Raw genomic sequence first — 26,504 nt, forward strand, 5'->3', positions numbered from 1 at the left:
CTTTGTCGTAGATCGTCCGAAAATGCCTACCGGGGCGGGATACATTCGGGGGACCGCAATCGGAGGAGATCGCGTTGGAGTTCCGCGTGCTCGGCCCGGTCGTCGTGCTCGACGACGGAGGGACGCCGCTGGACGTCGGCCCGTCCCAGCAACGGGCGGTCCTGGCTCTGTGCGTGCTGGCGGCGCCGCGTCCCGTGAGCATGGCCAGGATCGTGGACGCGCTCTGGGAGCAGGAGCCGCCGCCGGGGGCGGTCAACACGGTCCAGGCGTACGTGTCGAAGCTGCGGCGCGTGCTCGAACCCGGCCGGGTGCGCAGGGCGAGGGCGTCGGTGCTGGTGAGCAGGCCGGGCGGGTACGCGATCGAGCTGCCGCCCGAAAGCGTGGACCTGGGCCGCGCCGAGGCCGCCGTCGCGGCGGGCAGGCGGCTGCTCGAGGCGGGCGACCACGCGGGAGCCGCCGAGAGGCTCCGCTTCGCCCTGGCCGAATGGCGGGGCGAGCCGCTGGCGGGGTTCGAGGACGAGCCCTGGGCGCGCGACGAGATCGCCCACCTTACGGAGCTCAGGCTTTCGGTCATCGAGGACGTGGCCCAGGCCGAGCTCGCGCTCGGGGCGGGGCGGGCGCTGGTGCCCGAGCTGACAAGGCTCGTGACGGCGCATCCCCTGCGTGAGCGGCTGCGCCGGCTCGGCGCGCACGCCCTCTACCAGGCCGGTCGTCAGGCGGACGCGCTCGCCCTGCTCGCCGAGGGCCGCCGGCTGCTCATCGGCGAGCTGGGCCTGGACCCCGACCCGGGCTCCCGGGAGCTGGAGCGGCGGATCCTGGAACAGGACCCCTCGCTGAGGCCCCCGCCCGCAGCTCCCCGCGCCCCCGAGACCATGGCCCCCATGACCGTGGCTTCCGCGGCCGCGACCCCCGTGACCGGTGCCGGGACGGACACGGGCGGCGCCGGACGGCAGGAGGGCGCGCTCATCGGGCGGTCCGCCGAATCACGCGTGCTGCGCCGCGCCGTCGCCGCGGACGGCACGCGGATCGTGCTCGTGGCGGGCGAGCCGGGCATCGGCAAGACCAGCCTGGCGGAGGACGCCGCGGCGCACGCGCCGGTGGCGGTCTTCGGCCGCTGCTGGGACGGCACGGGTGCGCCGCCGTTCTGGCCCTGGGCCCAGGCCGCGCGGCAGCTGACCGGACGGCACGGCGAACTGGCCGAGGTGCTCGGCGCGACCGGGGAGTTCGCGCTGTATGAGGCGTTCGCCCGCCTGGTGGCGGAGCACGCCGCGGCGCAGGGCAGAGTGCTCGTCGTTCTCGACGACCTTCAGTGGGCCGACGCCTCGTCCCTGCGCCTGCTGGAGTTCCTCGCCACCACGCGAGCGTGCCCCGGGCTGACCGTGATCGCGACGTACCGCGACACGGAGGTCGGCGGGCCGCTGTCCCGAACGCTCGCCACGCTCGTACGGCTGCCGCAGGTCGAGCGGATCACACTGGGCGGCCTCGGCGAGGACGCCATCGCCGAGTATCTGCGGCGGTCGGGCGGGGACGCCGCGCGGGCGGCCGAGGTGGCGAGACGGACCGGCGGCAACCCCTTCTTCCTTGGCGAACTCGTCCACCTGGACGGCGGCGAGGCGCCGGCCGCGGTCGCCGACGTGCTGCGCGGCAGGATGGCGGCGATGCCGCCCGGCGCGCCCGGCGTCCTGTCGGCGGCGGCGCTGCTGGGCCGCGACGCGCCGCTGGACGTCCTGCTCGACGTGGTGCACGACGTGATGGACGTGCCGCGCGACGAGGTGCTCGACGTGCTCGACGCGGCCGTCCGGGCGCGCCTGCTCACCGAGCACGACCTCGTCTACCGGTTCGCCCACGACATCGTCCGCGACGTGCTGCGCGACGGCCTCGCCCCGCTGCGCAGGCGCCGCCTGCACGCCGCCATCGCGGCCGTGCTCGAACGGCGCGGCACGCACCTGGCGGAGCTGGCGCACCACTACCGCGAGGGGCTGGTCATCTCCGGCATGGCGGCCAAGGCGATCGAGTACGCCCGGCAGGCGGCCGCCCACGCCATGGCCCAGTTCGCCTACGAGGACGCCGTCGAGCACCTGCGGCACGCCGTCGCCCTCACGGGTCAGCTTCCGGTGCCCGCCGCGACCGGGAGCCGGGCGCTGCGATGCGACCTGCTGCTCGGCCTCGCCGAGGCGCAGTCGGCGGCCGGGATGAGCACGCAGGTCCACGCCTCGCTGGAGGAGGCGGCCGAGATCGCCGACGCTCTCGGGGACGACGACCGGCTGGCCCGCGCCGCGCTCGGGTTCTCCGATCCGCTGTCGTGGGCGATGTACGAGGAATGGGCCGCGGGCAGCGCGCTGACCGGGCGGATCGAGCGGGCGCTGCGGAGCCAGGAGGAGGGCTCGCCGTGGCGGTCCCAGCTCCTGGCGGCCTTCGCCATCACGGGCTGTTTCACCCGGCCGGTAGAGGAGAGCGTCGCGCTCGCGGCCGAGGCCGTACGGGAGGCCCGCCTGCGGGGCGACGACGGGTCGCTGCTGCGCGCGCTGAGCGCGTACGAGATCCTTTCGCGCGGGGTCGCCGGGCAGGCCGAGCGGCAGGCGGCCATCGACGAGATGGCCGAGGTGGCCCGCAGGAGCGGGGACCTGGTGGCCGAATGGCTGGCCCGCGAGGCCGAACACGTCGAGCTGGTCAAACAGGGCGAGCTGGAGCGGGCGTACCGGCTGCTGACCTGGCTGTCGGACACCGCGCGCAGGATCCGGCAGCCCGCCCTGCTCAGTCTCAGCGCCTGGCTGTCGGCGATCCACGCCTACCTTCGCGGTGACCCCGGCCGCGCCCTGGAGGAGGCGGAGGAGTCGGCCCGGCTCCATCCGGAGGGCGCGCTCGGCCGCGACCACGCCGAGAGCCGGGCCGGCGTGTTCCGCTGCCTCGCGGCGCGAATGCGGGGTGACGCGGCGGCGGCGCTGACACTGGCGGAGGAGGCGCTGGCGCGCCGGCCGGGCCAGCCGGGATGGCGGGTGCTGCGCTGCGCGGCCCTGCTCGACCTCGGCAGGAGGGAGGAGGCCCTGGAGGTCTTCGCCGGTCTGGCTCGCGACGACTTCGCCGGGATGCGGGGCGATTTCGCCTACCGGTTCATTCCCGACCTGCTGAGCGAGGCATGCCTGGCGTTGCGCGACACGGCCGCGGCGTCCGCGCTGCGCGAGCTGCTCCTGCCACACCGGGGCCGCCTGCTCGGCTGGGCGGTGACCGACCTGTGCCTGGCCCGCCTGGCGCTCGCCCGCGACGACCGCGAGACCGCGCGGCGTCACCTGCGGGACGCGCTCGCCCTCGTCCGCCGCTCGGGGGCCACCCTGTACGAGAAGCCGATCCTGGCCCTGCAGACCCGCGTGTGACGGTCAGTGGGCGAGCCTGACGGAGGTGGCGATGCTCCACGGGCCGCAGTCGGAGCCGAAGGTGCCGCGATCGCAGCCCTGGACGACGAAGGCGATCCGGCCGACCGCGTGGCCGTTGGTGGTGCTGCAGACGCCGTTCCCGCAGTAGGGGTCGATGGAGTAGGCGCCGCTCCACGGGGTCAGCCTGCCGACCTTCACCTGGGTGGCGGGACCGCCGTCCATGCTCCAGCGGACGTTGAAGAAGTCCCAGTCACGGCCGAGGCCGCTCCAGCGGAACACGGCCTTGCCCTGCGCGTAGTAGGCGCGGACGAGGGCGCCTCCACCGAGGTTGGGCGACCACACGATCTTGCCGTTGCGGAACTCCTGGTAGGAACCGCGCTTGCCGGCGAAGCCGTACTCCTTGGTGATGGGGCAGCCGTACACGCTGTTCCCGCCGCCGTTGGACCGCCACAGGTCGCCGACCAGGCTGCCGGAGGGGGCCACGAGGGCGGGGTCGCAGGTGGCCGCGGCGGCGGGGGAGACGCCGGCCGAGAGGGCGATGGCCGCGGCGCCGGCAGCGGTGACGACAGTGGTGGCGAGGCCGAGGAGGGAACGGGAGGCGCGGCCCATCGGACTGGTCCTTTCCTGGACGGGGTGAACGCCTCAGGTGTACGACCGGCCGCTTGCAGCGGGCCGACATGACTTGCGAACCGCTTGCCCGGCACGGCGACGGCGGTGGGCGGCCGGGGCCGTGCGGGTCCCCGGCCGCCGCCGGTCACTCGCCGTTCTTCAGGGCTTCCGCGAGGGTGTCGCGCAGCGGCGTGGTCGGCCGGCCGATGAGACGGGACAGGTCGCCGGGGGTGTCGCCGAGCCAGCCGTCCGCGATGCCGGCGTCGACCTGCGCGAACAGGGCCGCGACCGGTGCGGGCATGCCGCTCGCCTCCAGCGCCTTGGCGTACTCCGCGACGGGCAGGTCCCGATACTCGACCGGTGTGCCGGCCAGCTCGGAGACCACGGCGGCCAGCTCGGGCATGGTCCAGGCGACGTCGCCCGTCAGCTCGTACACCGCGCCCTGGCGTCCCTCAGTGGTCAGGACGGCCGCCGCGGCGGCGGCGAAGTCGGCGCGGGCCGCCGAGGCGACGCGGCCGTCGCGGACGCTGCCCGCGATGACACCGCTCCGCGCGCCCTGCCGGGCCGCCGCGACGTAGTTCTCGTGATACCAGCCGTTGCGCAGGAAGGCGAAGGGCAGCCCGCTCGCGCGGATGTGCTCCTCGGTCGCCTTGTGGTCGGGCGCGAGGCCCAGCGGGGTGGTCTCGGCGTGCGGGATGCTCGTGTAGGCGAGCAGTTCGACGCCCGCGGCCCGGGCGGCGTCCACCACGGCCTTGTGCTGGTCGACGCGCCGGCCCGGCTCGCTGCCGGAGATGAGCAGGACCCTGGTCGCTCCCTCGAAGGCCGGCCCCAGCGTGGCGGGACGGTCGTAGTCGGCCTCGCGCACCTCGATGCCCCGCTCGGCCAGGTCGGCCGCCTTCTGCGGGCTGCGCACCGCCGCGACGATCCGCGAGGCGGGCACGCGCGCGGCGAGCTCCTCGACGACCAGCCGGCCGAGGTGCCCGGTGGCTCCGGTCACGACAATCATGGTTTCTCCTCCGCAGCACTTTCCTTTAGTTAGTGCTTTCTATCAGAAAGTACTACGGGAGCGTAAGCTGACGACCATGGAGGAGTTCGAGGACCTCGTCGCCGACGTCTTCTCGCGCAGGTGCACCTCGCGCACGGTGCTGGAGACGATCACCGGCCGGTGGGCGATCCTGGCGCTGGCGGCCCTGTACGAGGGGTCCTACCGCTTCAACGCGCTGCGCCGCCGGGTGGACGGGGTCAGCGAGAAGATGCTGTCCCAGACCCTCCAGGCACTCGAACGCGACGGCATGGTGCTGCGGGAGGCCGAGCACACGATCCCTCCCAGGGTCGAATACAGCCTCACGCCCCTCGGCCGGGAGGCCGCCGAGCGCCTGCTTCCCCTCCTCGCCTGGACGGAGGAGCGCATGCCCGAGGTCGTCGCCGCACGGGAGCGCCACGAGGGACGGTGACCACGCGGGACGTGACCATAAGGGACGGTGACCACGCGGGACGGTGACGCTCGCGACGGTGACCCGGGCAAGCCCGCGCCAAGTTCGGAACAAGACCGCCCGCCGAGCCTGGGGGCATGGACACACAGCTGACAGGTCCCTGGCGGATCGCGCCCGACGCGGTGCTGGTCCCGGTGATCGAACCCGCCGCGGCGGGTTACGCGCACACCAACTCGATGGTCATCACCGGGCGCGAGCCGGTGATCGTGGACACCGGCGCCGCCGGGAACCGCGAGCGCTGGGTCGAGGACGTCTTCTCGGTCGTGGAGCCGCGGGACGTGCGGTGGATCTTCCTGAGTCACGACGACCCCGACCACGCGGGCAACCTGGAGATCGCGCTGGAGATGTGCCCGGCCGCGACGCTGGTCACGGGGGCGCCCGTGCGCCCGGGTCGCGGCTTCGCGCCGCCGCCGGGCCGTACGCGATGGATCGCCGACGACGAGTCGTTCGACGCGGGCGACCGGCGGCTGACCGCGGTGCGGCCCCCGTTCTACGACGCGCCGGCGACCCGCGGGCTGTACGACGACCGCAGCGGCGTCTACTGGGCGGCCGACTGCTTCGGCGCCGAGGCGCGGGCCGCGACCGCGGACGCCGGGGAGCTCCCCCCGGACGACCACCTGGAGGCCGTGCGCGCCTTCGCCGCCGCGCTCAGCCCCTGGCACCACTGGCTCGACCCACGGATTTTCGGCCGCCACGTCGACCGGATCGCCGCCATGGAGATCATCGCGATCGCCTCGGCCCACGGGCCCACCGCGACCGGTGACCGCGTCGCCGGGGTGATCGACGCCGTACGCGGCCTCGCCGGGGCGCCGCCCGCCCCGCCGGTGACGCCCGCCGGGGGCCCTTGCCGGTGACCGCTGCCGATGACCCTCGCCGGTGACGCGCGCCGATGACGGACGGTGACGCGGCCACGATCCGGCCGGGCGGCCGTCCCGTGGCCGCGCCCGGCGAGTCCGGCCAGGTCACGGGTGCTTTGCCCGCCGATGGCCGGTCCACCCCGTTGCCATACACGCAGTTAACGTGGCGAGACTGTCGGAGCCTTTTCTGGGCAGGCACGATGTCTTGTGAACGACATCCAGCACCATGATCTCGCAGACGGGGTCTCCGCGAGGGGACGGACCGCGAGCGAGCGCGACCATAGAGCCGGTGGGCTCCGGGACCTTCCCGGCATGACCGCCGAGCCGGAGGGCGAGGAGGTCCGATGAGGGAGATCTGGCCGGGGGATTCCTATCCGCTCGGAGCGACGTACGACGGCGCGGGCACGAACTTCGCGCTCTTCTCGGAGGTGGCCGAGCGCGTCGAGCTGTGCCTGTTCGACGACGACGGCAACGAGGAGCGCGTCCCGCTGAGCGAGGTGGACGGCTTCGTCTGGCACTGCTACCTGCCGGGGGTGGGGCCGGGCCAGCGGTACGGCTACCGCGTCCACGGGCCCTACTCGCCCGCCGAGGGCCTGCGCTGCAACCCCAACAAGCTGCTGCTCGATCCGTACGCCAAGGCGGTGGAGGGCTCGGTGCAGTGGGACCAGGCGGTGTACGGCTACCGCTTCGGGGAGCCGGACAGCCGGGACGACAGCGACTCGGCGCCGTACGTGCCGAGGTCGATCGTCGTCAACCCGTTCTTCGGGTGGGGGCACGACCGGCCGCCGGCCACGCCGTACCACGACACGGTGATCTACGAGGCCCACGTGCGCGGCCTGACGATCAGCCACCCGAAGATCCCCGAGCGGATCCGGGGCACGTACGCCGCCCTGGGGCACCCCGAGATCATCGATCATCTGCTGTCGCTCGGCGTCACCGCGATCGAGCTCATGCCGGTCCACCAGTTCGTGACCGACCACATGCTGGAGAAGCGGGGGCTGTCCAACTACTGGGGCTACAACACGATCGGCTTCTTCGCACCGCACAACGCCTACTCCAGCTCCGGGCAGCGCGGCGGGCAGGTGCTGGAGTTCAAGGCGATGGTGAAGGCCCTGCACGAGGCGGGCATCGAGGTGATCCTCGACGTCGTCTACAACCACACCTCGGAGGGCAACCACCTGGGCCCGACGCTGTCCATGCGGGGCATCGACAACGCCAACTACTACCGGCTGGTCGAGGACGACCGGCGGTATTACATGGACACCACCGGCACCGGCAACAGCCTGCTGATGCGCAGCCCGCACGCACTCCAGCTGATCATGGACTCGCTGCGCTACTGGGTGCGCGACATGCACGTGGACGGCTTCCGCTTCGACCTCGCGGCCTCGCTCGCCCGTGAGCTGCACGAGGTCGACCGGCTGAGCGCGTTCTTCGACCTCGTCCAGCAGGACCCGGTGCTGTCGCAGGTCAAGCTCATCGCGGAGCCGTGGGACGTCGGCCCCGGCGGCTACCAGGTCGGCAACTTCCCGGCCCGCTGGACCGAGTGGAACGGCCGCTACCGCGACACCATCCGCGACCTGTGGCGGGGCGAGCCCGCCGCGCTGCCGGAGTTCGCCAGCCGCCTGACCGGGTCGAGCGACCTCTATCAGGACGACAGCCGCCGCCCCGCCGCGTCGATCAACTTCGTCACCTGCCACGACGGCTTCACGCTGCAGGACCTGGTGTCGTACAACGGCAAGCACAACGAGGCCAACGGCGAGGACAACCGCGACGGCGCGGACGACAACCGCTCCTGGAACTGCGGGGTGGAGGGCCCGGCCACCGGGCCGGTCGCCCAGCTCCGCGAGCGGCAGAAGCGCAACTTCCTGGCCACGCTGTTCCTGTCGCAGGGCGTGCCGATGCTGTCGCACGGCGACGAGATCGGCCGCACCCAGCAGGGCAACAACAACTCCTACTGCCAGGACAACGAGATCAGCTGGGTCGACTGGGGCGCGATCCTGGAGGCCGGCGCCAGGGACTCCGGTGCCAAGGACGACGCGGGGACGCGGGAGAAGCGCCAGCTGCTCGAGTTCACCCGGCGCGTCGCCCGGCTGCGCCGCGACCACCCGGTCTTCCGCCGCCGCCGCTTCTTCTACGGCCGTCCCGTACGCGGATCGCACGACCAGCTGAGCGACATCGCCTGGCTCACGCCGTCCGGCACGGAGATGACCGACGCCGACTGGACGAACGGCTACGCCAAGGCGCTCGCGGTGTTCCTGAACGGCGACGCCATCACCGAGCCCGACCGGCGCGGCCGGCGGATCAGCGACGACTCGTTCCTGCTGCTGTTCAACGCCCACCACGAGGTCATCAAGTTCACGATCCCCGACGACTACGGCGAGTTGTGGGCGACCGAGCTGGACACGGCGATGCCGGTGCTGAGCGAGTCACGCGTGTGCCGGGCCGGCGAGGCCGTTCCCGTGAACGGCCGCTCGGTGCGGGTGCTGCGGCGCGTGTGAGCCGTACGCCGGCCCCGTGGACCAACAGTTGGGCTGACCAGCGGTTATGTCGCAATAAAGTGCTCTTCGGGTGTTAGCCCGCCGGGCACCGGGCAAGAGGGGTTCCAGCCCGGCGCCCCTGCCGGCCGTCACGGTCTGGCAGGGGCGCATTCGTGCCGTGCACTATGAACACTCCGGGAACGCGCTGCGAAAGGCGGTTCGGTGACTTCTACCTATCGGGTGCAGCTGACGCCTGACTTCGGATTCGCCCAGGCCGCGAGCCTCGTCGGATACCTCCGCGAGCTGGGGGCAGGCCACCTCTACCTGTCGCCGATCCTCCAGGCCTGCCCGAACTCCCAGCACGGGTACGACGTGACCGACCACGGCCGCGTACGCGACGAGTTCGGCGGTGAGGAGGGCCTTCGGGCGCTGGCGGCCGAGGGCATGCCGCTGGTGTCCGACATCGTGCCCAACCACATGACGGTGCCGGTGCCGGAGTCGGACAACGCTCAGCTGTGGGCGGCGCTGCGGGACGGCCCCGGGTCGCCGGCCTCCCGGTGGTTCGACTTCCGGTGGCCGGTCACGCTGCCGCTGCTCGGGGACGACGCCGACGAGGCGCTCCGCGTGGACGACGGCGTGGACGGCCGGGTGCTGCGCTACCACGACCACGTGTTCCCGATCAGGCCGGGCACCGGGCACCTGCCGCTGCCGGAGCTGCTGGAGGCCCAGCACTACCGGCTGGCCCACTGGCGGGAGAGCCCCGGCTATCGGCGGTTCTTCGACGTGTCGTCGCTGATGGGCCTGCGCGTGGAGGACCCCGAGGTCTTCGAGGCCACCCACGCCGTCACCTTCCGCCTCATCGAGGAGGGGGTGATCCACGGGCTGCGCGTCGACCACCCGGACGGCCTGGCCGATCCCCGCGGCTACCTGCGGCGGCTGCGCCCGCACGTGCCGGGGCCGCTGTGGGTGGAGAAGATCCTCATCGACGGCGAACGGCTGCCCTCCGACTGGCCGTGCGACGGCACCACCGGGTACGACGCGCTCAACATGGTCACCCGGCTGTTCGCCGACCCGGCGGGCCGCGACGCGCTCATCGAGACGTTCGGCCGGCACACCGGCGTGCGCGACGACTACGAGACCGTGCGGCACGACGCCAAGAAGCACGTCATCGACCTGTTCTTCGCGGGAGAGGTCGACCGGCTGACCGACGACCTCGGCGACCCCGCGCTGCGCGAGGCCGTCGTGGAGCTGCTGGCCGCGATGCCCGTCTACCGGGCGTACGTGAACCCGGGCGAGCAGCCGCCCGCCGACGCGGAGGCGATCATCCGGGAGGCGGCCGGGCTGGCGGCCACCAGGACCGATCCCGCAGCGGTGGCCAAGGTGGCCGACCTCGTCCTGTACGGCCCGCCGGAGGCGGTCGTCCGCTTCCAGCAGACCTGCGGGCCGGTGATGGCCAAGGGCGTGGAGGACACCGCGCTCTACCGGTGGTATCCGCTGGCCTGCCTCAACGAGGTGGGCGGGGAGCCCGACAGGTTCGGGGTGTCGCCGGCCGAGTTCCACGAATTCTGCGCGGGCCTGCCGCCGCGCACGATGACGACGCTGTCCACCCACGACACCAAACGGTCGGAGGACGTGCGCGCCCGGCTGGCCGTGCTGTCGGAGATGCCCGAGGAGTGGGCGATGGCCGTCGACTCCTGGACGGCGGCCGTGTCGTTCGACCCCAGGCTCGACTATCTGGCCTGGCAGTCGCTGATGGCGGCCTGGCCGATCTCCGTCGACCGCTTCACCGACTACCTCCTCAAGGCGGCGCGTGAGGCCAAGACGTCCATCTCCTGGCTGAACCCCGACCCGGCGTACGAGGACGGGATCAGGGACTTCGCCCTGCGGGCCATCGACGCCTGCGGCTACTCCGTCGCCTCGTTCACCGAGGTCGTGGACCGGTACGCCCGGGTCAACTCCCTGGGGCAGAAGGCCGTCCAGCTCCTCATGCCGGGCATCCCTGACGTCTACCAGGGCAACGAGATCACCGACTTCTCCCTGGTCGACCCGGACAACCGGCGGCCGGTGGACTTCGAGCGGCGCCGCCGTCTGCTGGCCGAGCCCGACGACAGCTGGGACGGCCAGAAGATCCGTGTCACCGCCGCCGCGCTCGGCCTGCGGCAGCGGCTCGACCCCGAGGCGCCGTACGCGCCGATCGAGACGGGGGAGCACGCGGTCGCGTTCACGCGGGGTGTCCCCGGGCAGGGGACGGCCGCCGTCGTGGTCGCCACCCGGCTGCCGGTCGGGCTGGAGCGCAGGGGCGGCTGGGGCAGCGAGACGATCACGCTGCCGCCGGGGCGCTGGCGCGACCTGCTCACCGGCGCGGAGCACACCGGTGAGGTGCGGATGGCCGATCTGCTGTCCGCGTATCCGGTCGCGATTCTCGAAGGCTGACGGCTTCGTCCGATAGGGGGAGATGCGCATGTTCGAGGTGTGGGCGCCCGAGGCGGCGCGGGTCGAGGTCGAATACGGGGGTGCCCGGCACGACCTGTCGCGGGGCGACGGCGGCCGGTGGACCGCCCCCGGCGACGAGCACGACCTCGACTACGCCTTCTTCGTGGACGGCGACGGGCCGTTCCCCGATCCCCGGACGCGGCGGCAGCCGTACGGGGTGAACGGCCCGAGCCGCGTCTACCACCACGACAGGTTCGCCTGGACGGACCAGGACTGGCGCGGCCGCGACCTGCGCGGCGGGGTGATCTACGAGCTGCACGTCGGCACGTTCTCACCCGAGGGCACCTTCCAGGGTGTGGCCGACCGGCTCGATCACCTGGTGGATCTCGGCGTCGACTTCGTCGAGATCATGCCGGTGCCGCCCGTGCCGGGAAAGCGCAACTGGGGCTACGACGGGGTCGAGCTCTACGCGGTCTTCGAGGAGTACGGCGGGCCGGACGGGTTCAAGAGCCTGGTGGACGCCTGCCACCGGGCCGGTCTCGGCGTGGTCCTCGACGTCGTCTACAACCACCTCGGCCCTTCGGGCAACTACCTGGCCAAGTTCGGTCCGTACTTCCACGACGCGAAGGGGTCCTACTGGGGCGACGCGGTCAACCTCGACGGGCCCGGCTCCGACGAGGTGCGGCGTTACTTCATCGAGAACGCCCTGCAGTGGCTGCGCGACTACCACGTCGACGGGCTGCGCCTCGACGCCGTGCACGCCCTGCACGACAAGCGCGCCGTCCACTTCCTGGAGGAGCTGTCGGCCGAGGTCGACGCGCTGTCCGCCGCCGTGGGCCGCCCGCTGACGCTCATCGCCGAGTCCGATCTCAACGACCCCCGCATGGTCACCCCGCGCGAGGCCGGCGGCCTCGGCATGCACGCGAGCTGGAACGACGACGTCCATCACGCCATCCACGCGAACGTCACGGGGGAGACCAACGCCTACTACGGCGACTTCGCCACGCTGTCGTCCCTGGCCAAGGTGTTCACCTCGGGCTACTTCCACGACGGCACCTACTCGTCGTTCCGGGGCCGTTCCCACGGCAGGCCGGCGACCGGGATTCCCGGCCACCGCTTCGTCTGCTGCGCGCAGAACCACGACCAGATCGGCAACCGGCCCGAGGGCGACCGCATGCGGCCCGAGCAGCTGCGCCTCGCCTCCGGGCTGCTGCTGACCTCGCCGTTCACCCCGATGCTGTTCATGGGCGAGGAGTGGGGGGCGACCACGCCGTTCTACTTCTTCACCGACCACTTCGAGCCGCACCTGGCGGAGGGCGAGGGTGAGCGGCGCAGGAAGGAGTTCGAGGGCTTCGGCTATGACTGGAAGGCCCCCGAGCCGGGCGAGGAGGAGACGTTCCTGCGCTCCAAGCTGGACTGGGAGGAGCTGTCGAAGGACGAGCACGCCTCGCTGCTGGGCTGGTACCGCGACCTGATCGCGCTGCGCAGGTCCCACCCCGACCTCACCGATCCCCGGCTCGACCGGGTGCGGGTGGAGGTGGACGAGGACCGGCGCGTCGTGGTGATCGAGCGGGGCTCGCTGCGGATCGCCGCCAATTTCGCCGACGGCGCGGTTCCCGTACGGCTGGCCGCGTCGCGGCTCCTGCTCGCCTCCGACGAGTCCGCCCGCCTGGCCGATGACGTTCTCGACCTGCCGGGACGCTCCCTGGCCATCGCGGAGGTGTGAGCCGACCCGCGATGCCGGGCGTGCGTGTCAGAGCCACGAATGCGTCCGGCCGCCGTACGCGGCGGCGAGACGCGTCCAGGCGGCCCGGCCCACCACAGCAGGTCGCTGGAGAACCGGTCGAGATACCCCTCCGGATGCTCGGGCCGTGATCAGGCGGCCTGGGCGACGGGCAACTCGAAGGTGACGGTGTCGGGGACCGCGGTGTAGAGCCGCCAGCTCAGGCAGGCGCGCTGGGAGACGACGGTGACGTGCAGGCCGTGGCCCGCCAGCCAGAGGGCCAGGTCGGTGAAGTAGCCGTCGCCCGACCCGATCACCGCCCGCTCGAACCGCAGGTCCACCCGCGCCGTTCGGGCCGCCTCGTCGAGGGCGCGGTCGGCGCCGTCCGGGCCCGAGCGGGCCAGCAGCTGCACCCCGCGAAGCGCGATCCCCACGGGTACGAGGGCATTGTGATTGACCGCCACGATGAACTGGTCCAGCGGCCCGACCGGCACCGTGCGCTGGTAGGCGCCCATCACCTGTCGTACGTCATGGGTCGTCGGGAGGGCGGTCCCGGTCAGGTTCTCCACGTCCAGGAGATGGATCGCGCGTCCGCGGCGCAGCGACCTGAGGCGCGTGATAGGGGTGCTCACGATCCTGGCTCCCTTCCATGGCGGCTCTTGGCGTCCATTAGAGCATGTGTTGACGCAATCAACCAGACCTTGCCGGGACGTTGCCTGTGTCGGGGGCATCGGATATGGTCCGGTCGAATCACAGAACTGGCGGAAGGCGGACCGGCGTGCGGCGAGACGTACACGTCACCGCGGCGGACATCGCCCGTCTGGCCGGCGTCGGGCGTGCGGCGGTCAGCAACTGGCGGCGCCGGCACGACGACTTTCCCGAGCCGGTGGGAGGCACGTCCACCAGCCCGGCGTTCTCACTGGCGGAGATCCGGGAGTGGTTGCGCGGCCACGCGGAGGGCAGGGAACTCCCCCCGGACGAGTGGCTCTGGCAGGACCTGCGCACGACCGTCGACGACGACGACCTCGCCGACCTGATCGCCGACCTCGGGGCCTTCCTCGTGTACGTCCAGCACGAGGCGGACGACTGGGAGGCGCTCTCGGCCCGCGACGACGAGACTCTCGCGCGGGAGCTCCCGGCCCGGGTGCGTGCGACGTGTGCGAAGACCGTCAGCGCGCAGGCGTTTCCCGAGGCCGTTCCGGTGGCCCGGGTGCCGCTGGTCCGGTCCATCGCCAGGCTGGCCGCCGGACGCGGCGCCCGCGACACCTTCGAATTCCTGCGCGAGCGCTACCTGGAGGTGCACACCCGGCGCGTCTACTCCACGCCCGCCGAGATCGTCGCGCTCGCGCTCGACCTCGTGGGCGACGGGTTCGGCTCCGTGCTCGACCCGGCCTGCGGCTCCGGCAGCATCCTCGGCCGAGCCCTCGAGCGGTCGCCTGGAGCCCGGCTGCTCGGCCAGGACGTCGATCCCGTGGCCGCCCGGCTCACCGCCGTACGGCTCGCGCTGCGCAGCGACAACGCGCGGGTCAGAGCGGGCGACTCCCTGCGCGCGGACGCCTTCCCCTGCGAGCTGGTGGACGCGGTGGTGTGCAACCCGCCGTTCAACGACCGCAACTGGGGATACGAGGAGCTGACGGCCGATCCCCGATGGGAGTACGGCCTGCCGCCGCGCGTGGAGCCCGAGCTGGCCTGGGTGCAGCACGCGCTCGCGCACCTGGCCCCGGGCGGAGTGGCCGTGCTCCTCATGCCCCCGGCCGTCGCCGCCCGCAGGTCGGGGCGGCGGATCAGGTCCCAGCTGCTGCGGCGCGGCGCGTTGCGCGCGGTCATCGCGCTCCCGCAGGGCACCGTGCCCAACGTGGCGGTCGGCCTGACGCTGTGGATCCTGTGCCAGGCGGCCGACGGCGGCACGCCGGGTCACGTACTGATGGTCGACACCTCCGGCAGGCCGGACGACTACGCCCGGGTGGCCGTCGAGGCGTGGCGGGACTTCGGCGAGGGGCGCGAGCTGGACGAGCCGGGCGTGAGCAGGTCGGTCCCGCTCGTCGACCTGCTCGACGAGGACGTGGACCTCACCCCCGCTCGTTATCTGTCCACCGCGGGCGACGACCTGTCGCCCGAGCACATCGCCGGGGCCCGCTCCCGGCTCGCCGAGCTGTTCGGGACCATCGCCGGGCTGATCCCCGGGGTGGGGGGACCGCCGCCGGAGGAGCTCGTCCTGGTCCCGCTGCCGGAACTGGTGCGGCGCGGGATGCTCGTCCTGGAGCAGCAGGCGCCGCCCCGGCCGGGAGAGGAACCCTCGCGGGGGGCGCCTGTGCTCACGGTCGAGGACGTGCTCGACGGCCGCCCCGCCACGGGCACCCCGGAGCACGCCGGGGTGAAGCCGATCCTCACGCGGCCCGGCGACGTCGTGGTGCCACAGATCGTGACCGCCCCGGTCGCGCGGGTCCTGACGAAGGGCGACGCGCTGCTCGGCCCCTACCTGTCGTTGCTACGGCCGGACCCCGAGGTGCTCGACCCCGACTTCCTCGCCGGTTTCCTCTGCGCGGCCGTCAACGTACGTCATTACACCTCCATGTCCTCGCGCTACCGGGTGGACGTACGGCGTGCTGAGGTGCCGCTGCTGCCGATGGAGGAGCAGCGCCGGTACGGCGAGGCGTTCCGCCGCCTGGCGGAGTTCCGGTCGGCCCTGCGCGAAGCGGCGGCGCTCGGCGAGGACCTGGCCCAACTGGTGGCCGACGGCCTCACCCACGGTGCGGTACGGCCGGGTGAGTAGGGTCGGGTCCCGTGAGCGGTGAACTGGAGCATCTGGCCGCCCGGTTGCGCGAGTTCGTCCGCGTCCGGGACTGGGAGAGATTCCACACGCCCAAGAACCTGGCGATGGCCCTCGCCGGCGAGGCGGGGGAACTGGTCGCGGAGTTCCAGTGGCTGACGGCCGAGGAGTCGCGGAACCTCGACGAGGACGCCCTGCGCAGGGTTCGCGCCGAGCTCGGGGACGTGACGTTGTATCTGGTCAGGCTGGCCGACACGCTGGGCGTCGACCTCGCCGAGGCCGCGAACGCCAAGCTGGACGAGAACGAGCGCAGGTATGACGCCGAGACCTATCGCGGCTCCGCCAGAAAGGCGCCCCCGCTGACTTCGTGAGGACGATGCCGCCTCGTGTCCCGCGTCAGCCCCGGAGCCGGTCGGCGGAGATGCCGAACATCTCGTGGGCGACACCGAAGGCGAGGTCGCCGACGAGCCGGCGCTTCCAGGGGCGCCGCACGATGGCGTGTGTGAGCCGCCGGGCCGCCGCCCGGGCCACCTTCGCCGAACAGGGCACGGACGCTTCGCTGCGGGAGGTGGCACGCCGCGCCGGTGTGGGGATCGGCACGCTGTACCGGCACTTTCCCAGCCGCGAGGCATTGCTCGAAGCGCTGCTCGGCCAGGGCTTCGACACGCTGCGTGCCCAGGCTCTGCAGTCCCTGGACGCGCCGGACCCGGCCGGCGCGCTCGTCTCCTGGCTGCGGCGGCTGGCGATCGCCTCGACCCGGTACGAGGGGCTCCCCGCGTCGGTCATGGAGGCGTTGCGCGATCCGGACTCGCGTCTGCATGCCTCCTGCGAGGGGCTTCGCGCCGCCGCGGCCGACCTGCTGGCGCGCGCACAGCGGTCCGGCCAGGTGCGCCGGGATCTGAATGCGGGCGAGCTGCCGGCCACCACCAACGCGGTCGCGTGGGCGGCCAGGCAGACGGCCGGGTCGGCCGAGCTGGTCGATCGATACCTGAGCCTGCTGGTGGACGGTCTGATGGCCGGGGAGGTCGAGGCGACCGGGTAAGCCTTTTGCCCGGTGGCTATTCCTCCGTCACAGAGAAGTGGCTGTTTCCGATAGCTGGTTGGGTCCCGCTTCGCGCTTGCCCTTGCCGTGGCGAAAGCGGTTCTCTCCATCACGGGTGCCTATGGCAGACGCCCGGACGGTGATCGGGCGACACCAATCGGGCCTGATCCGGACGGTGGGAAACATGAGAAAAAAGATGGCCGATGAACGCTGACGAGCGAAACGCCATTCTTCTCGAACGCTTACCCGAGGTCGACGAGCGATGGCGCGACGCCTTCCGGGCGGTGCCACGCCACCTGTTCATTCCCGAAAGGGCCTGGTGCATGTCCGGCCCGGGCCGAGGTCGTCTGATCGACCGGGCCGCCGATCCCGAGGGCTGGCTGGACGCCGTCTACTCGAGCGCTCCGATCGTCACACAGATCGACGACGGCGCCTCCGACATCGCCGACCTGGCCGGACAGCACCACGACTTCACCTCGTCCTCGTCCATGCCCGCGATCGTCGCGACCGAGTTGGACCTGCTCGATGCGTACGACGGAGACAAGGTCCCGGAGATCGGCACGGGCACGGGGTGGACGGCGGCGCTGCTGGCTCACCGGCTCGGTCCGGCCAACGTGACCAGCATCGAGATCGACCCGGCCCTGCATGAGGCGGCGGCCGGGAACCTCAAGGGTGCGGGTCACTCGCTGCGGCTCGTCCTGGGCGGCGGCGCATCTGATCAGGTTGACGGTCGCGCGCGACGGCACCGCCGTGGGCCGATTCCATCAGCCCTGCGGCTTCATGCTCCTGCGATCCCAGCGCGACTCCGGCGGCCAAGCGGAAGGGGAACACCGGGAATCGGGAACGGACCTCGACCCGCGCCGGGTCGTGCGTTCGGGCCGGGACGCGGATACCGCTCTCGGCAGCATGCTGCCCGGCGTCAACCGGGCCTACGGCGAGGTCGACGACGGTGAGTTCCGTATGTGGTTGTCCTCCGCCGACTCCGAGGCGGAGGTGCGCTACATGCCCGGTGATCGGCAGGCCGTCGTCCACCAGCGGGGGCCGCGCGACCTGTGGGATGAGGTCGAGGCCGCCTTCCTGCGCTGGGCCGGTCTGGGCAGCCCGGGCCGCGACCGGTTGGGGCTGGCGGTCACGCCTGAGGAGCAGTACGTCTGGCTCGACCTCCCAGAACGCCGGTTACGCACCCTCGCTGACCACGGCGACGTAGGCGCGGGCGGACGGCCGGCGTTCCGGGCGCGAATCGCCCGCCCTCGCGGCCCTCGTGCCATGGATTGGTTCACGCCTGCCTCCGCCGGACAGAATGGGAGAAACGGTGAAGGCCGACGTACGAATGCGTACGCCCCGGGAGACCGCGTGACGGCAGGCTTTCACCGCGCGTTCTCCACCGATTGAGACGGTTCCTTCACCTTCGCCGAGGCCAAGGAACGCGGGCGGGCGGCGTCGTCTCAGCGGCATCGCCGGCCGGCGTTCCGGCGGCGTCCCGCCTGCGCGGCGAGAGGAGTCACGATGACCGATACCGCGCCGAGCCCCGCGACCATCCGGCTGGGCCGGGAGAACGCCTTCGATCCGCCCGCCGACCATCTGCGATGGGAGGACGGGGACCGGGTCAGGCCGCTGCGGTACGCCGACGGCCACGTGGGGTGGCTGGTGACGGGATACGCCGCCGCCCGCACCGTCCTCGCCGACCCGAGGTTCAGCGGTGATCCGACGCTGCTGCATCCGCCGGCGGACGAGCGCGGCATCGAGGAGATCCTGGCGGACATCCCGGGGTTGCTCACGATCGCCCAGCCACCCGGGCATGCCCGGTTCCGGCGACGGCTGGCCGGTCCGCTGACCCTACGCAGGATGAGGCGGCTGGAGCCCAGGATCAGGCAGATCACCACCGAACGGCTGGACGCGCTGCAACGCCTCGGACCGCCGGCCGACATCGTGCGTGAGTTCGCCGTGCCCGTCCCCGCGCTGGTGCTGTGCGAGCTGCTCGGGGTGCCGTACCACGATCACTCCCGGTTTGAGCGGTGCGCCACTGTGCTGCTCGGCCTCGACTCCACGCCGGACCAGGTGCGCGAGGCGATGCGTGACCTGCTCGACTACACCCGCGACCTGGTGATTCGACGGCGGGACGATCCGGCCGACGACATCGTCAGCGTCCTCGCGGGCGGCGGCGAACGGGACCGCCTCACCGTCGAGGAGGCGGCCGCGATCGCCATGTTCCTGCTCGTGGCGGGGCACGAGACCACGGCCGACATGCTGGCTCTGGGAACGTTCGCGCTGCTGAGGCACCCTGATCAGCTCGCCGCGTTGCGTGCGGACCTGTCTCTCGCCGCCGGCGCCACCGAGGAACTGCTGCGCTACCTGAGCGTTGTGCGCATCGGTCCGGTGCGGGCGGCGTGCGCGGATGTGGAGCTCGACGGCCGGCTGATCAGGGCAGGCCAGTCGGTGACGCTGTCACTGGCCGCGGCCAACCGCGACCCGGCCCGGTTTCCCGCGCCCGGCGCGCTCGACATCAGGCGCGATGCCGGCGGGCAGCTCAGCTTCGGTTATGGCCCGCACCAGTGCCTGGGGCAGCAGCTCGCCCGCCTGGAGATGACCGTGGCACTGCCCGCGCTGCTGACGCGCCTGCCGCACCTGCGGCTCGCCGTGGCGGCCGACGAGGTCCCGGTGCGGAGCGGCACGGCATTCCACGGTCTCGAGCGGCTACCTCTGACCTGGTGAGACGCCGACCCGCCGGCGTGCCGCGTTGGGGCTTCGAATCTTCTCGTCCCCGGTGCGGGTCGCCCCATAGCTCACGATGAACGTGTGACGTAGCGGGGTTTTCTCATATACCCGTCCTGCAGGTGAATGTGAAGGTCTGCCGGGGAATCCAGCCCAGTCATGGGGAAACAATACAGTCGATAGCTGACGGTCTGTCCTGATAGTCATTTCGATACCGGAACCCAGCACGAGCGGAGCGACAATGACAGCGCGCATCTCCCTCACCCCGCCTTCCACGGAACTCCTCGAAAGGATTGAGCGGCATTTCCAGCGGAGACTGGGCGCCGCTCTCGAGCCGATGCGGGCGATGGCCCACCAGCCGCAGGTGCTGGCGACCATGGTCGAGTTGGAAAAGAACGCGGCCGGGTGGAACGCCGTCGATCAGGAGCTGAAAGAACTGGCCGTCATGGCCGCCGCTTTCGGCATCGGGTGCTCGTGGTGCATCGACTACGGCTATTGGGCGAGCGTCAGCCACGGAATCCCGGCAGAGAAGGTCGAGGCGATCTCGGCCTGGCGGGACAGCGATCTGTTCACCGAGCTCGAACGCCGCGTGCTCGCCTACGCGGAGGCCATGACCGAGACCCCGCCGGCCGTCACCGACGAGATGGTCTCCGGCCTGCTCCGGGACCTCACCGAACCCCAGGTCGTGGAGCTCACCGCGATTGTCGCGGTGGAAAACCAGCGAGCGCGTCTCAACGCCGCCCTTGGACTCACCAGTCAGGGCTTCAAAGAACGCTGTGAGATCCCCGTCCCCGGGAAAGACTGACGCTCACCCGCCGGGGGTACGGCATCACCACGGGTCAACCGGAGGATCTCACGCTCCTAGCAGTAGTGTGGCGACCGCCTCCGGGGCCTCGTGCATCGCGTCGTGGCCGGTCGGGAGGTCGTGGACCTGCCACTCGGGATCGGCGTGAAGCCGGGTGCGGAGCTCGGCGGACGGCGTCCGGTCTTCCCATCCCGAGCAGTAGACGAACTCCCGGCGGGGGACCTGGGCGAGCGTGCCCGTGAGCCGGATCGTTTGCAGGAACGAGGCGAGGGGATGAGGACGGCGGCGGGGATCGCCGCCGTCCGGCGGCCGGACGGCGTAGCCGGTGGTCGCGGCGCCGGCGGCGAACGCCTCCCGGTAGCGCTCGGTCGTCGACGACCAGCACGACTCGCCATCGCGCGGTACGTAGGCGTCGAGATGCACCAGCCGTGAGACCCGGCCGCCGGCGCGATCGCCGCCGCCGCCCGCCGTAGCTGTGGCCGACCAGCGTCGCGCTGGTGATGCGGGCGCGATCGAGGAGCCGCAACACATCGTCGGCGTCCGTGCCGAGGTTGGCGGTCGCGACCGTCGCGTTGTCGTCGTCCGGCCGCAGCCCTGTCAGTGTCAAGGCGTGAACGGCATGACCGGCACGCTCCAAGAGCGGAACCACCGCCTCGAACGACCAGGAGCCGTGCCAACCGCCGGGCACGAGGACGAACGTCGCCATGCGTTTCTCCTCCTCTTTCACTCCGCGGTGCCGAGGCACGCTGCCCCGGCGACATGTGGTTCGACTGAGCGCTCTGCGCGGCTGAAGACCACTCCGCATGGAGGCAGAGACCAGCGCCCGGGCACCTCGACTCCCGACGGTGGTCAGGTCCTCGGGGTGATTCGTACTCGCACCGGTGTCGCGCGGAGCGTATGGAGGTTCGTCCTCGACGAGCCGAGGCGATCACTGAGCGAGCAGGCCGAGGACCAGTTCCTCGATCTCGTCCGCGTACGGTCCGTCCGCGAGTGCTTTGCGGGTGAGGCGTCGGAGCGAGACGAAGTCGGCGCCCTCGTCCAGGTCCAGGCCCGCCACCGCTTCGGACTCGTGACGCCCGAGTTCGGAGAGCCGGACGTGAACCTGGTTCGCCGGATCGTAGATCGGGATCGGCAGCTTCCACACGTGCTTGTCGATGTCGCGTTCGTCCTTGCCGTACGACATGAGAGGCCGGACCAAGGCGGTCAACGCCGGGCTGTTGAGGATGGCGCACAGATAGTGGCCCTCAGCGGGGCTCGTCACCGTTCCCCAGTACAGCTTGTGATCGATGATCGTCCTTGGGTCGTCGACCAGTGCGGCGGCGACGTGCATGCCCGCCTTGGCATAGACGAGCCGAAGCGGTGCGGCGGGCAGTTGCTGGGTGAGCTTCCGGCGGAAGTCGAGCTGCTCGATGAGGCTCAGCCGATCACTCGATCGGTGCTCCTGCCAGGCCGCTTCGGCTCGGCGCCACCAGCGGGCGAGATCGGGGTAGAGGTCGATGCGCGGGTGCTCGCCGTCGAGCAGTTGATTGTGATCGAGCGGGAGGACGGCCTCTCGCGGCCGGAGCAGCCGGTACGGCAGGACGCTTTCCCCCAGGAGAACGGACCGGACGAACTCGCTTTCCACCACGCCGTCCAGCGACGGCAGGTTCTTCCACGGGGGCTTCTCCTTGCTGCTGCGCTCGGACCTGACAGCACGCCGCCCGGACGGCAGGCCGAGGGGGCCGGTCGGCTTCCGCCCTACCAGGAAGAGGACCCGGGGGACGATGCTCGCGCCCTGGAAGAAGCGAGGCTCGTAGGGCGACTCCAACATAGTCGGATCATTCGAGACGAGGTCGGCGGGTTCGAAGGCCAGATACGGAGCTACGGCCTCCCAGGTGTGCCCCTGCTTCGGCAGCCTCCCCCTCCACCGGAGGGTCGAGGTGGGCAGGGACCGCGCGCCGTCCACCGGTTTCGTACGCCGGCCGAAGACGACGGCCGCGCCGCGCGGAAAGAAGTGCGGCCGGAGCCTGCGCAGGTCCCAGGAGTGGGTGAAGGCGACGACGGTCAGTTCGGAGTCGTCCGGATAGAGGCCGGACCGGAAGCCGGCGAAGTAACCCCGGTCGAGAGCCGCGTTGGGCAGGACGAAGGCGAAGACCCCGCCGACCTTGAGGAACTGCTGGATCGTCCGGGAGACGAACAGACCGGACAGGTCCTGGTGCGTGGCGACCTCTTTGCCGTGCCACAGGCCGCGCCCCTCGCACAGCTCGCGGAACCTCTTCTGCATGTCCGGCGGCATCCGCCGGTACGCCAGCCACGGAGGGTTGCCGATGAGTACGTCGACGCGATTCTCCGGCCGCGTCAGCCAGCGGGGCCGAGTCAGGTTGCGTACGTAGTAGCTCCAGATGTGGTCACGCCCCTCGTCGTGCAGCCGGCACAGTTGCCCGAAGCTCTCCCTGATGATCTCGTGATGCTCCGCGGGAATGGCTCTGCGGTTGAAAAGGGCCGTGAGCGAAGGTGTCCTGCCACGACGGCGTGGCGATGCCGCGAGCGTGGCGAGCTCCTCGATGAGGTTGTCGAAGCTCGCCGAGTCGTGGAGGAGGGCCTCGGGGAACCGCAATCGGTCGCCGTCTATCTGGGCTGCCTGCGGCGTCGTGGGGATGATGACCTCACCATCGGTGAACAGGTTCGTCTCTTCCCGCCTCCACTGGATGCTGTCGCCGAGGTAGACGGGCACGTGGATGCTGCCGCGGTTGTCGGCGAGGAGACGTTCCTTGCCGATCGCGAGCAGGTAGGTGACGCGGGCGAGCGTGACGGCCACCGGATGGAGGTCGACCCCGCAGACGTTTCGCGTCACGGCCTCCAGAGCTTCGGGCAGCGGCACCCCTGCCCGTTCAGCGGTGTTCAGGAATCGTCGTACGGCGTGGAACAGGAACGTTCCAGAGCCGCACGCCGGATCGAGAAGGCGCTGTTCGAGCGGGTCCGCCACCACCTGCTCCACCATCTGCTCGGCCAGCCAGTCGGGTGTGTAGTACTCACCGAGCCGTGCCCGTGTCTCGGAGTCGATGATGGACTCGTAAAGGACCTTGAGCACGTCGTGTTCGACCTTGCGCCAGTCGAACCGGGCCAGACGGCGGGCGAGCGTCCGGATGAACGCCTCACCGCCCGGGACCTCCAGCACCCAGTCGAAGAAGTCCTGCTCGACCACACCCGAGATGCGGGCGTCGCGGAACTGGCCGCCGCTCAGCAGTGTGGCCGGTTGCAGGTCGAGCACATCGATGCCCAGGACGAGGTGAGCGATGATCTCGGCGCTGTTGACCAGCAGCGTGTGTTCGAGGAAGAGCCGGGTGTCGCCGGTGAACTGGGTGCCGAAGGCGCCTCGGAGCAGGTCGGACCAGAGTCGGCGCTTGAGCTGGACGGTCGGGGTTTCGCCGTGGACCTCGTAGAGGGCCGTGAGCGCGGCGTAGTCCAGGTCGTAGGAGACGCTTCCGGCGCCCAGGCGCTCCCGGATTTCGTACGGTGTAGGCGCTATGTCGTGCCGAGTGGCCAGCACTCCTTCGAGCCAGCCGAGCAGTGCGGTCAGATCGGGGCGTCCTGCCTTGAGGACGTACCGGGACGCCTCGGTGAGCACCGAGTCGCGCAGTTGGTAGGCCCGCCACTCGCTGCCGTCGGTGAGGACGCCGACGTAACGCTGGCCGGTTTCCCGGCTGCGGGCGGCCACGTAGCCGCCCAACTGCGCTTCCGCGTCCCGCACCACTGCCGCACTGGTCAGGGTTTTCTTGACCTCGATGACCGTGTAGCCGACCTCGATGTCGATCCGGCCTCGCCCCACACGGGTTTCAAGGTGGACGTCCAGGTCGTCCTCGGCGAGACCGAGACCACCGATGAGGAGAAGCTGCCGTATGTCTGCCTGGATGTTCGCTTCGCTTCTGGCGCGGCTTCGGTCCGACAAACGCTGAAGGGTGTCGTGTAAGGGTCCTGCGATATCAGACGGCACCAACGAGAATTACCATGACAGATCACAGTCGAAAAGAATGCTTATTCTCACGCCGACGACCAGTGCTCTGTCGCGGAAACAATGCTACGGGCGATCCCGCATGGGGGCGGTCACTCGCCGCGATCCGCCGGCGCGTTGCAATCCGGCTATGACCGACCCCTGTTCACCACGTGGGCCGTAATCCCGATGACGTCGCTCAGTCTTCCCAGTCCGCTTCCGCCGTCAGGTCGCCGGGCATGACCGTGGCGATGAGGCCCGCGACGAATTGGGGCACATCCTCGGGGTCAAGCACCAGCCGCGGTTCGTTGCCGTCCGGGCCCTGGAAGATCTCGACCGACCGCACCCCGGGGTCGTCCACCGAATCGGCGACTCCGATGATCCTCCAGTTTCTGTGCCGCGTGTTCGCGAAGTGGCTGAATTTCCGTTCTGAACTGGCCACCCTTACTCCTGAAAGTGCGTTGTGATGCTCGCGTACTGCCGGTCCTCGTCGAAGGCTTCCGCGCTTGTTCCGCCCCGCGCGATCGGGCTGTTCACCGGTCCGGAAGCCGGAGCTGGAATCGTCTGCCTTCGCGATCAATCTTTCGTAACTCTAGCCAGATCGATCACCGTGTCGTCCGGGATCACCCTGAGATTCCCCCTGACGCGCCACCGATGGGTCCGGCGCCCAGAACGTGAGGCGGTCAGGCGGCGGCCCTGGCACGCGGGAGCCATTGGACGAGAGCGGCGATGGCCAGGGTGACGACGATGAGGTAGACGAGCCCGTGCTGGAACGCCACGGCGACGCCGCCGGACAGGGCGTTGTAGAAGACGATGCCGATGATGCCGATGCCCAGCGCGCCGCCGACCTGCTGCGCGGTGGTGAGGGCGCCCGCGGCGCTGCCGGCGTGCCGCGGGGCGACCCGGGACAGGACGGTGGCCGTGATCGGCGCGAGCGCAAGCCCCATGCCGGCCCCGTCGACGGCCAGCACGGGCACCAGCCAGCCGATCGGCGCGTTCCCGGCCACCGCGGCCAGCAGGACGGCCAGGCTGACCGCCCTCGTCAGGCCGCCGATCGCGATGACCTGGCGGCCGAAGCGCCCGGCCAGGCGCGGCGCCAGCAGCGACGCCGCGAGGTAGCCCGCGCCGATCGGTGTGAAGACCAGACCGGCCTGCAGAGCGTCCAGACCCCGGCCCTCCTGGGAGTACATGGTGAAGATCAGGAAGTATGCCGCCATGCCCATCGAGAACGCCAGGTTGGTGAGCAGCCCCGCCGTGACGGCCCGCTCCCGGAACAGGGCGAGGTCGATCAGCGGTGCGTCGTGCCGCCGCTGGGCGTAGGCCAGCAGTAGCGCGGCGGCCAGGGCGAACGATACCCAGGTCCACACCGGCCACCCCTGCTCGCGGCCCTCGATCAGCGGCAGCAGCGTGCCCCCAGCGCGAGCGTCACCAGCACGGCCCCGCCGAGGTCGAGCCGTACGGCGCCGGTCGCGCGGCTCTCCGGGACGACCCGCCAGGTCACCGCGAGCGCGGCGGCGCCGATCGGCACGTTGATCAGAAAGCAGGCCCGCCAGCCCAGCCCGAACAGGTCGGCTCGGGTGAGCACACCCCCGACCAGCTGGCCGAACACCGCCGCCAGCCCCATGGTCAGCGCGTACGCGTTGACGGCCCTGGCCTGGGCGGCGCCGCTGTAGGCCGTACGGATGACGGCGAGCACCTGCGGGGCGAGGACGGCGGCCGCGGCCCCCTGGACGACACGGGCGGCCACCAGCGAACCCGCGTCGGGGGCCAGCCCACAGGCGACCGAGGTGAGCGCGAACAGGGCGAGGCCGAGGGCGAACATCCGGCGCCGGCCGAACACGTCGCCGAGGCGTCCGCCCAGCACCAGCCCCGAGCCGTCCACCAGGGCGTATCCGGCGACCACCCATTCGATGGCGGCAGGCCCGGCGTGCAGGTCGCGCTGCATGGCGGGGATGGCCACGTTGACGATGAAGAAGTCGAGGATCGCGACGAAGACGCCGGTCGGGCCTTCAAGGAGGGACTTCACCGGCTGATGGCGGCGGAACTGACCCGCAAGGGCCACCCCGCCCCCGACGCGGGTGCCGATCAGCTTCTCGTGCTCATCGACGGGGTGCTCGCGCACGCCGTCACCCGGCCCGGCGCCCGTCCCGCCCTGGCCCCGCGGGCGCTCGCGGAGGCCGTTCTCGCGTCACGGGCCTGAGGGTGCTCGTGTGTTCGCCGGCTCCCCGGCCGGGCGTCGCTC

General features: G+C 71.4%; 21 protein-coding genes and 1 pseudogene. 14 read left to right on the forward strand and 8 right to left on the reverse strand.

Annotated elements, in window-relative coordinates; all coding sequences use genetic code 11:
* The first annotated feature begins 74 nt into the window (after nucleotides 1-74).
* A complete protein-coding gene (locus ACQPZZ_RS09715) occupies nucleotides 75-3,371 on the forward strand; it encodes a BTAD domain-containing putative transcriptional regulator (protein WP_432930890.1) in 3,297 nt (1,098 codons plus the stop codon).
* 3 nt (nucleotides 3,372-3,374) lie between these two features.
* Here the strand turns inward: ACQPZZ_RS09715 and ACQPZZ_RS09720 are convergent, their stop codons facing one another.
* Both ACQPZZ_RS09720 and ACQPZZ_RS09725 read right to left on the reverse strand, forming a co-directional pair.
* Nucleotides 3,375-3,980 (reverse strand): hypothetical protein, encoded by a 606-nt coding sequence (locus ACQPZZ_RS09720; RefSeq protein WP_432930892.1) that lies wholly within the window; start codon nucleotides 3,978-3,980, stop codon nucleotides 3,375-3,377.
* 145 nt (nucleotides 3,981-4,125) lie between these two features.
* Nucleotides 4,126-4,986 (reverse strand): SDR family oxidoreductase, encoded by an 861-nt coding sequence (locus ACQPZZ_RS09725; protein ID WP_432930894.1) that lies wholly within the window; start codon nucleotides 4,984-4,986, stop codon nucleotides 4,126-4,128.
* A 76-nt stretch (nucleotides 4,987-5,062) separates the two neighbouring features.
* Here ACQPZZ_RS09725 and ACQPZZ_RS09730 point away from each other — a divergent pair, with 76 nt between their 5' ends.
* The 5 genes from ACQPZZ_RS09730 to treZ all read left to right on the forward strand — a co-directional run bounded on the left by ACQPZZ_RS09730 (nucleotide 5,063) and on the right by treZ (nucleotide 12,966).
* Nucleotides 5,063-5,434 carry a winged helix-turn-helix transcriptional regulator gene (locus ACQPZZ_RS09730; protein ID WP_432930895.1) on the forward strand — a complete coding sequence of 124 codons (372 nt, stop codon included), beginning with the start codon at nucleotides 5,063-5,065 and terminating at the stop codon, nucleotides 5,432-5,434.
* Nucleotides 5,435-5,550: 116 nt separating this feature from the next.
* A complete protein-coding gene (locus tag ACQPZZ_RS09735; RefSeq protein ID WP_432930897.1) occupies nucleotides 5,551-6,327 on the forward strand; it encodes an MBL fold metallo-hydrolase in 777 nt (258 codons plus the stop codon).
* 347 nt (nucleotides 6,328-6,674) lie between these two features.
* Entirely contained in the window at nucleotides 6,675-8,828 is a 2,154-nt protein-coding gene (gene glgX / locus ACQPZZ_RS09740) for a glycogen debranching protein GlgX (RefSeq protein ID WP_432930899.1), read from the forward strand.
* 201 nt (nucleotides 8,829-9,029) lie between these two features.
* Complete coding sequence (treY, locus tag ACQPZZ_RS09745; protein ID WP_432930901.1) at nucleotides 9,030-11,240, forward strand: malto-oligosyltrehalose synthase; 2,211 nt, start codon at nucleotides 9,030-9,032, stop codon at nucleotides 11,238-11,240.
* Nucleotides 11,241-11,268: 28 nt separating this feature from the next.
* A complete protein-coding gene (gene treZ / locus ACQPZZ_RS09750; RefSeq protein WP_432930903.1) occupies nucleotides 11,269-12,966 on the forward strand; it encodes a malto-oligosyltrehalose trehalohydrolase in 1,698 nt (565 codons plus the stop codon).
* Between the two features lie 149 nt (nucleotides 12,967-13,115).
* On the opposite strand, the gene ACQPZZ_RS09755 is transcribed toward treZ, so the two are convergent.
* Nucleotides 13,116-13,595, reverse strand: a complete 480-nt coding sequence (locus ACQPZZ_RS09755) for a hypothetical protein (protein ID WP_432930905.1) — start codon at nucleotides 13,593-13,595, stop codon at nucleotides 13,116-13,118.
* Nucleotides 13,596-13,741: 146 nt separating this feature from the next.
* On the opposite strand from ACQPZZ_RS09755, the gene ACQPZZ_RS09760 reads away from it, so the two are divergent.
* From ACQPZZ_RS09760 to ACQPZZ_RS09790, 7 genes and pseudogenes are all read left to right on the forward strand, one after another.
* Nucleotides 13,742-15,736 carry an N-6 DNA methylase gene (locus ACQPZZ_RS09760; RefSeq protein WP_432930907.1) on the forward strand — a complete coding sequence of 665 codons (1,995 nt, stop codon included), beginning with the start codon at nucleotides 13,742-13,744 and terminating at the stop codon, nucleotides 15,734-15,736.
* Nucleotides 15,737-15,747: 11 nt separating this feature from the next.
* On the forward strand, nucleotides 15,748-16,104 hold the full coding sequence (locus ACQPZZ_RS09765; protein ID WP_363644522.1) for a nucleotide pyrophosphohydrolase: 357 nt from the start codon (nucleotides 15,748-15,750) through the stop codon (nucleotides 16,102-16,104).
* A gap of 122 nt (nucleotides 16,105-16,226) precedes the next feature.
* A complete protein-coding gene (locus ACQPZZ_RS09770; RefSeq protein WP_432930923.1) occupies nucleotides 16,227-16,775 on the forward strand; it encodes a TetR/AcrR family transcriptional regulator in 549 nt (182 codons plus the stop codon).
* Between the two features lie 488 nt (nucleotides 16,776-17,263).
* Nucleotides 17,264-17,419, forward strand: a pseudogene (locus ACQPZZ_RS09775) (protein-L-isoaspartate(D-aspartate) O-methyltransferase); the annotation flags it as partial.
* A gap of 28 nt (nucleotides 17,420-17,447) precedes the next feature.
* Nucleotides 17,448-18,167, forward strand: coding sequence for a hypothetical protein (locus ACQPZZ_RS09780; RefSeq protein WP_432934713.1), 720 nt, complete (start codon nucleotides 17,448-17,450; stop codon nucleotides 18,165-18,167).
* Nucleotides 18,168-18,281: 114 nt separating this feature from the next.
* Nucleotides 18,282-19,487: a cytochrome P450 gene (locus ACQPZZ_RS09785; protein WP_432930925.1), complete on the forward strand. Its 1,206-nt coding sequence runs from the start codon at nucleotides 18,282-18,284 to the stop codon at nucleotides 19,485-19,487.
* Nucleotides 19,488-19,728: 241 nt separating this feature from the next.
* Nucleotides 19,729-20,292 carry a carboxymuconolactone decarboxylase family protein gene (locus ACQPZZ_RS09790; protein ID WP_432930927.1) on the forward strand — a complete coding sequence of 188 codons (564 nt, stop codon included), beginning with the start codon at nucleotides 19,729-19,731 and terminating at the stop codon, nucleotides 20,290-20,292.
* A 34-nt stretch (nucleotides 20,293-20,326) separates the two neighbouring features.
* On the opposite strand, the gene ACQPZZ_RS09795 is transcribed toward ACQPZZ_RS09790, so the two are convergent.
* From ACQPZZ_RS09795 to ACQPZZ_RS09815, 5 genes are all read right to left on the reverse strand, one after another.
* Nucleotides 20,327-21,097, reverse strand: a complete 771-nt coding sequence (locus tag ACQPZZ_RS09795; RefSeq protein ID WP_432930929.1) for an alpha/beta fold hydrolase — start codon at nucleotides 21,095-21,097, stop codon at nucleotides 20,327-20,329.
* Nucleotides 21,098-21,220: 123 nt separating this feature from the next.
* A complete protein-coding gene (locus ACQPZZ_RS09800; protein ID WP_432930931.1) occupies nucleotides 21,221-24,220 on the reverse strand; it encodes an N-6 DNA methylase in 3,000 nt (999 codons plus the stop codon).
* Between the two features lie 241 nt (nucleotides 24,221-24,461).
* Nucleotides 24,462-24,704, reverse strand: a complete 243-nt coding sequence (locus ACQPZZ_RS09805) for a hypothetical protein (RefSeq protein ID WP_363644504.1) — start codon at nucleotides 24,702-24,704, stop codon at nucleotides 24,462-24,464.
* A 241-nt stretch (nucleotides 24,705-24,945) separates the two neighbouring features.
* On the reverse strand, nucleotides 24,946-25,629 hold the full coding sequence (locus tag ACQPZZ_RS09810) for an MFS transporter (RefSeq protein ID WP_432930934.1): 684 nt from the start codon (nucleotides 25,627-25,629) through the stop codon (nucleotides 24,946-24,948).
* Nucleotides 25,630-25,655: 26 nt separating this feature from the next.
* Complete coding sequence (locus ACQPZZ_RS09815) at nucleotides 25,656-26,288, reverse strand: MFS transporter (RefSeq protein ID WP_432930936.1); 633 nt, start codon at nucleotides 26,286-26,288, stop codon at nucleotides 25,656-25,658.
* A 6-nt stretch (nucleotides 26,289-26,294) separates the two neighbouring features.
* On the opposite strand from ACQPZZ_RS09815, the gene ACQPZZ_RS09820 reads away from it, so the two are divergent.
* Entirely contained in the window at nucleotides 26,295-26,462 is a 168-nt protein-coding gene (locus tag ACQPZZ_RS09820; RefSeq protein WP_432930937.1) for a hypothetical protein, read from the forward strand.
* The last annotated feature ends 42 nt before the right edge of the window (nucleotides 26,463-26,504 follow it).

The organism is Microbispora sp. CA-135349 (assembly GCF_050947365.1).
GTDB lineage: Bacteria > Actinomycetota > Actinomycetes > Streptosporangiales > Streptosporangiaceae > Microbispora.

Bases quoted from the DNA above. Each gene is read 5' to 3' on its own strand.
- ACQPZZ_RS09770 (WP_432930923.1), top strand. From the start codon at position 16,227: ATGGCGTGTGTGAGCCGCCGGGCCGCCGCCCGGGCCACCTTCGCCGAA.
- ACQPZZ_RS09720 (WP_432930892.1), bottom strand. From the start codon at position 3,980: ATGGGCCGCGCCTCCCGTTCCCTCCTCGGCCTCGCCACCACTGTCGTC.
- ACQPZZ_RS09790 (WP_432930927.1), top strand. From the start codon at position 19,729: ATGACAGCGCGCATCTCCCTCACCCCGCCTTCCACGGAACTCCTCGAA.
- ACQPZZ_RS09735 (WP_432930897.1), top strand. From the start codon at position 5,551: ATGGACACACAGCTGACAGGTCCCTGGCGGATCGCGCCCGACGCGGTG.
- glgX (WP_432930899.1), top strand. From the start codon at position 6,675: ATGAGGGAGATCTGGCCGGGGGATTCCTATCCGCTCGGAGCGACGTAC.
- ACQPZZ_RS09730 (WP_432930895.1), top strand. From the start codon at position 5,063: ATGGAGGAGTTCGAGGACCTCGTCGCCGACGTCTTCTCGCGCAGGTGC.
- treZ (WP_432930903.1), top strand. From the start codon at position 11,269: ATGTTCGAGGTGTGGGCGCCCGAGGCGGCGCGGGTCGAGGTCGAATAC.
- ACQPZZ_RS09795 (WP_432930929.1), bottom strand. From the start codon at position 21,097: ATGCGGAGTGGTCTTCAGCCGCGCAGAGCGCTCAGTCGAACCACATGT.
- ACQPZZ_RS09725 (WP_432930894.1), bottom strand. From the start codon at position 4,986: ATGATTGTCGTGACCGGAGCCACCGGGCACCTCGGCCGGCTGGTCGTC.
- ACQPZZ_RS09785 (WP_432930925.1), top strand. From the start codon at position 18,282: ATGACCGATACCGCGCCGAGCCCCGCGACCATCCGGCTGGGCCGGGAG.
- ACQPZZ_RS09820 (WP_432930937.1), top strand. From the start codon at position 26,295: ATGGCGGCGGAACTGACCCGCAAGGGCCACCCCGCCCCCGACGCGGGT.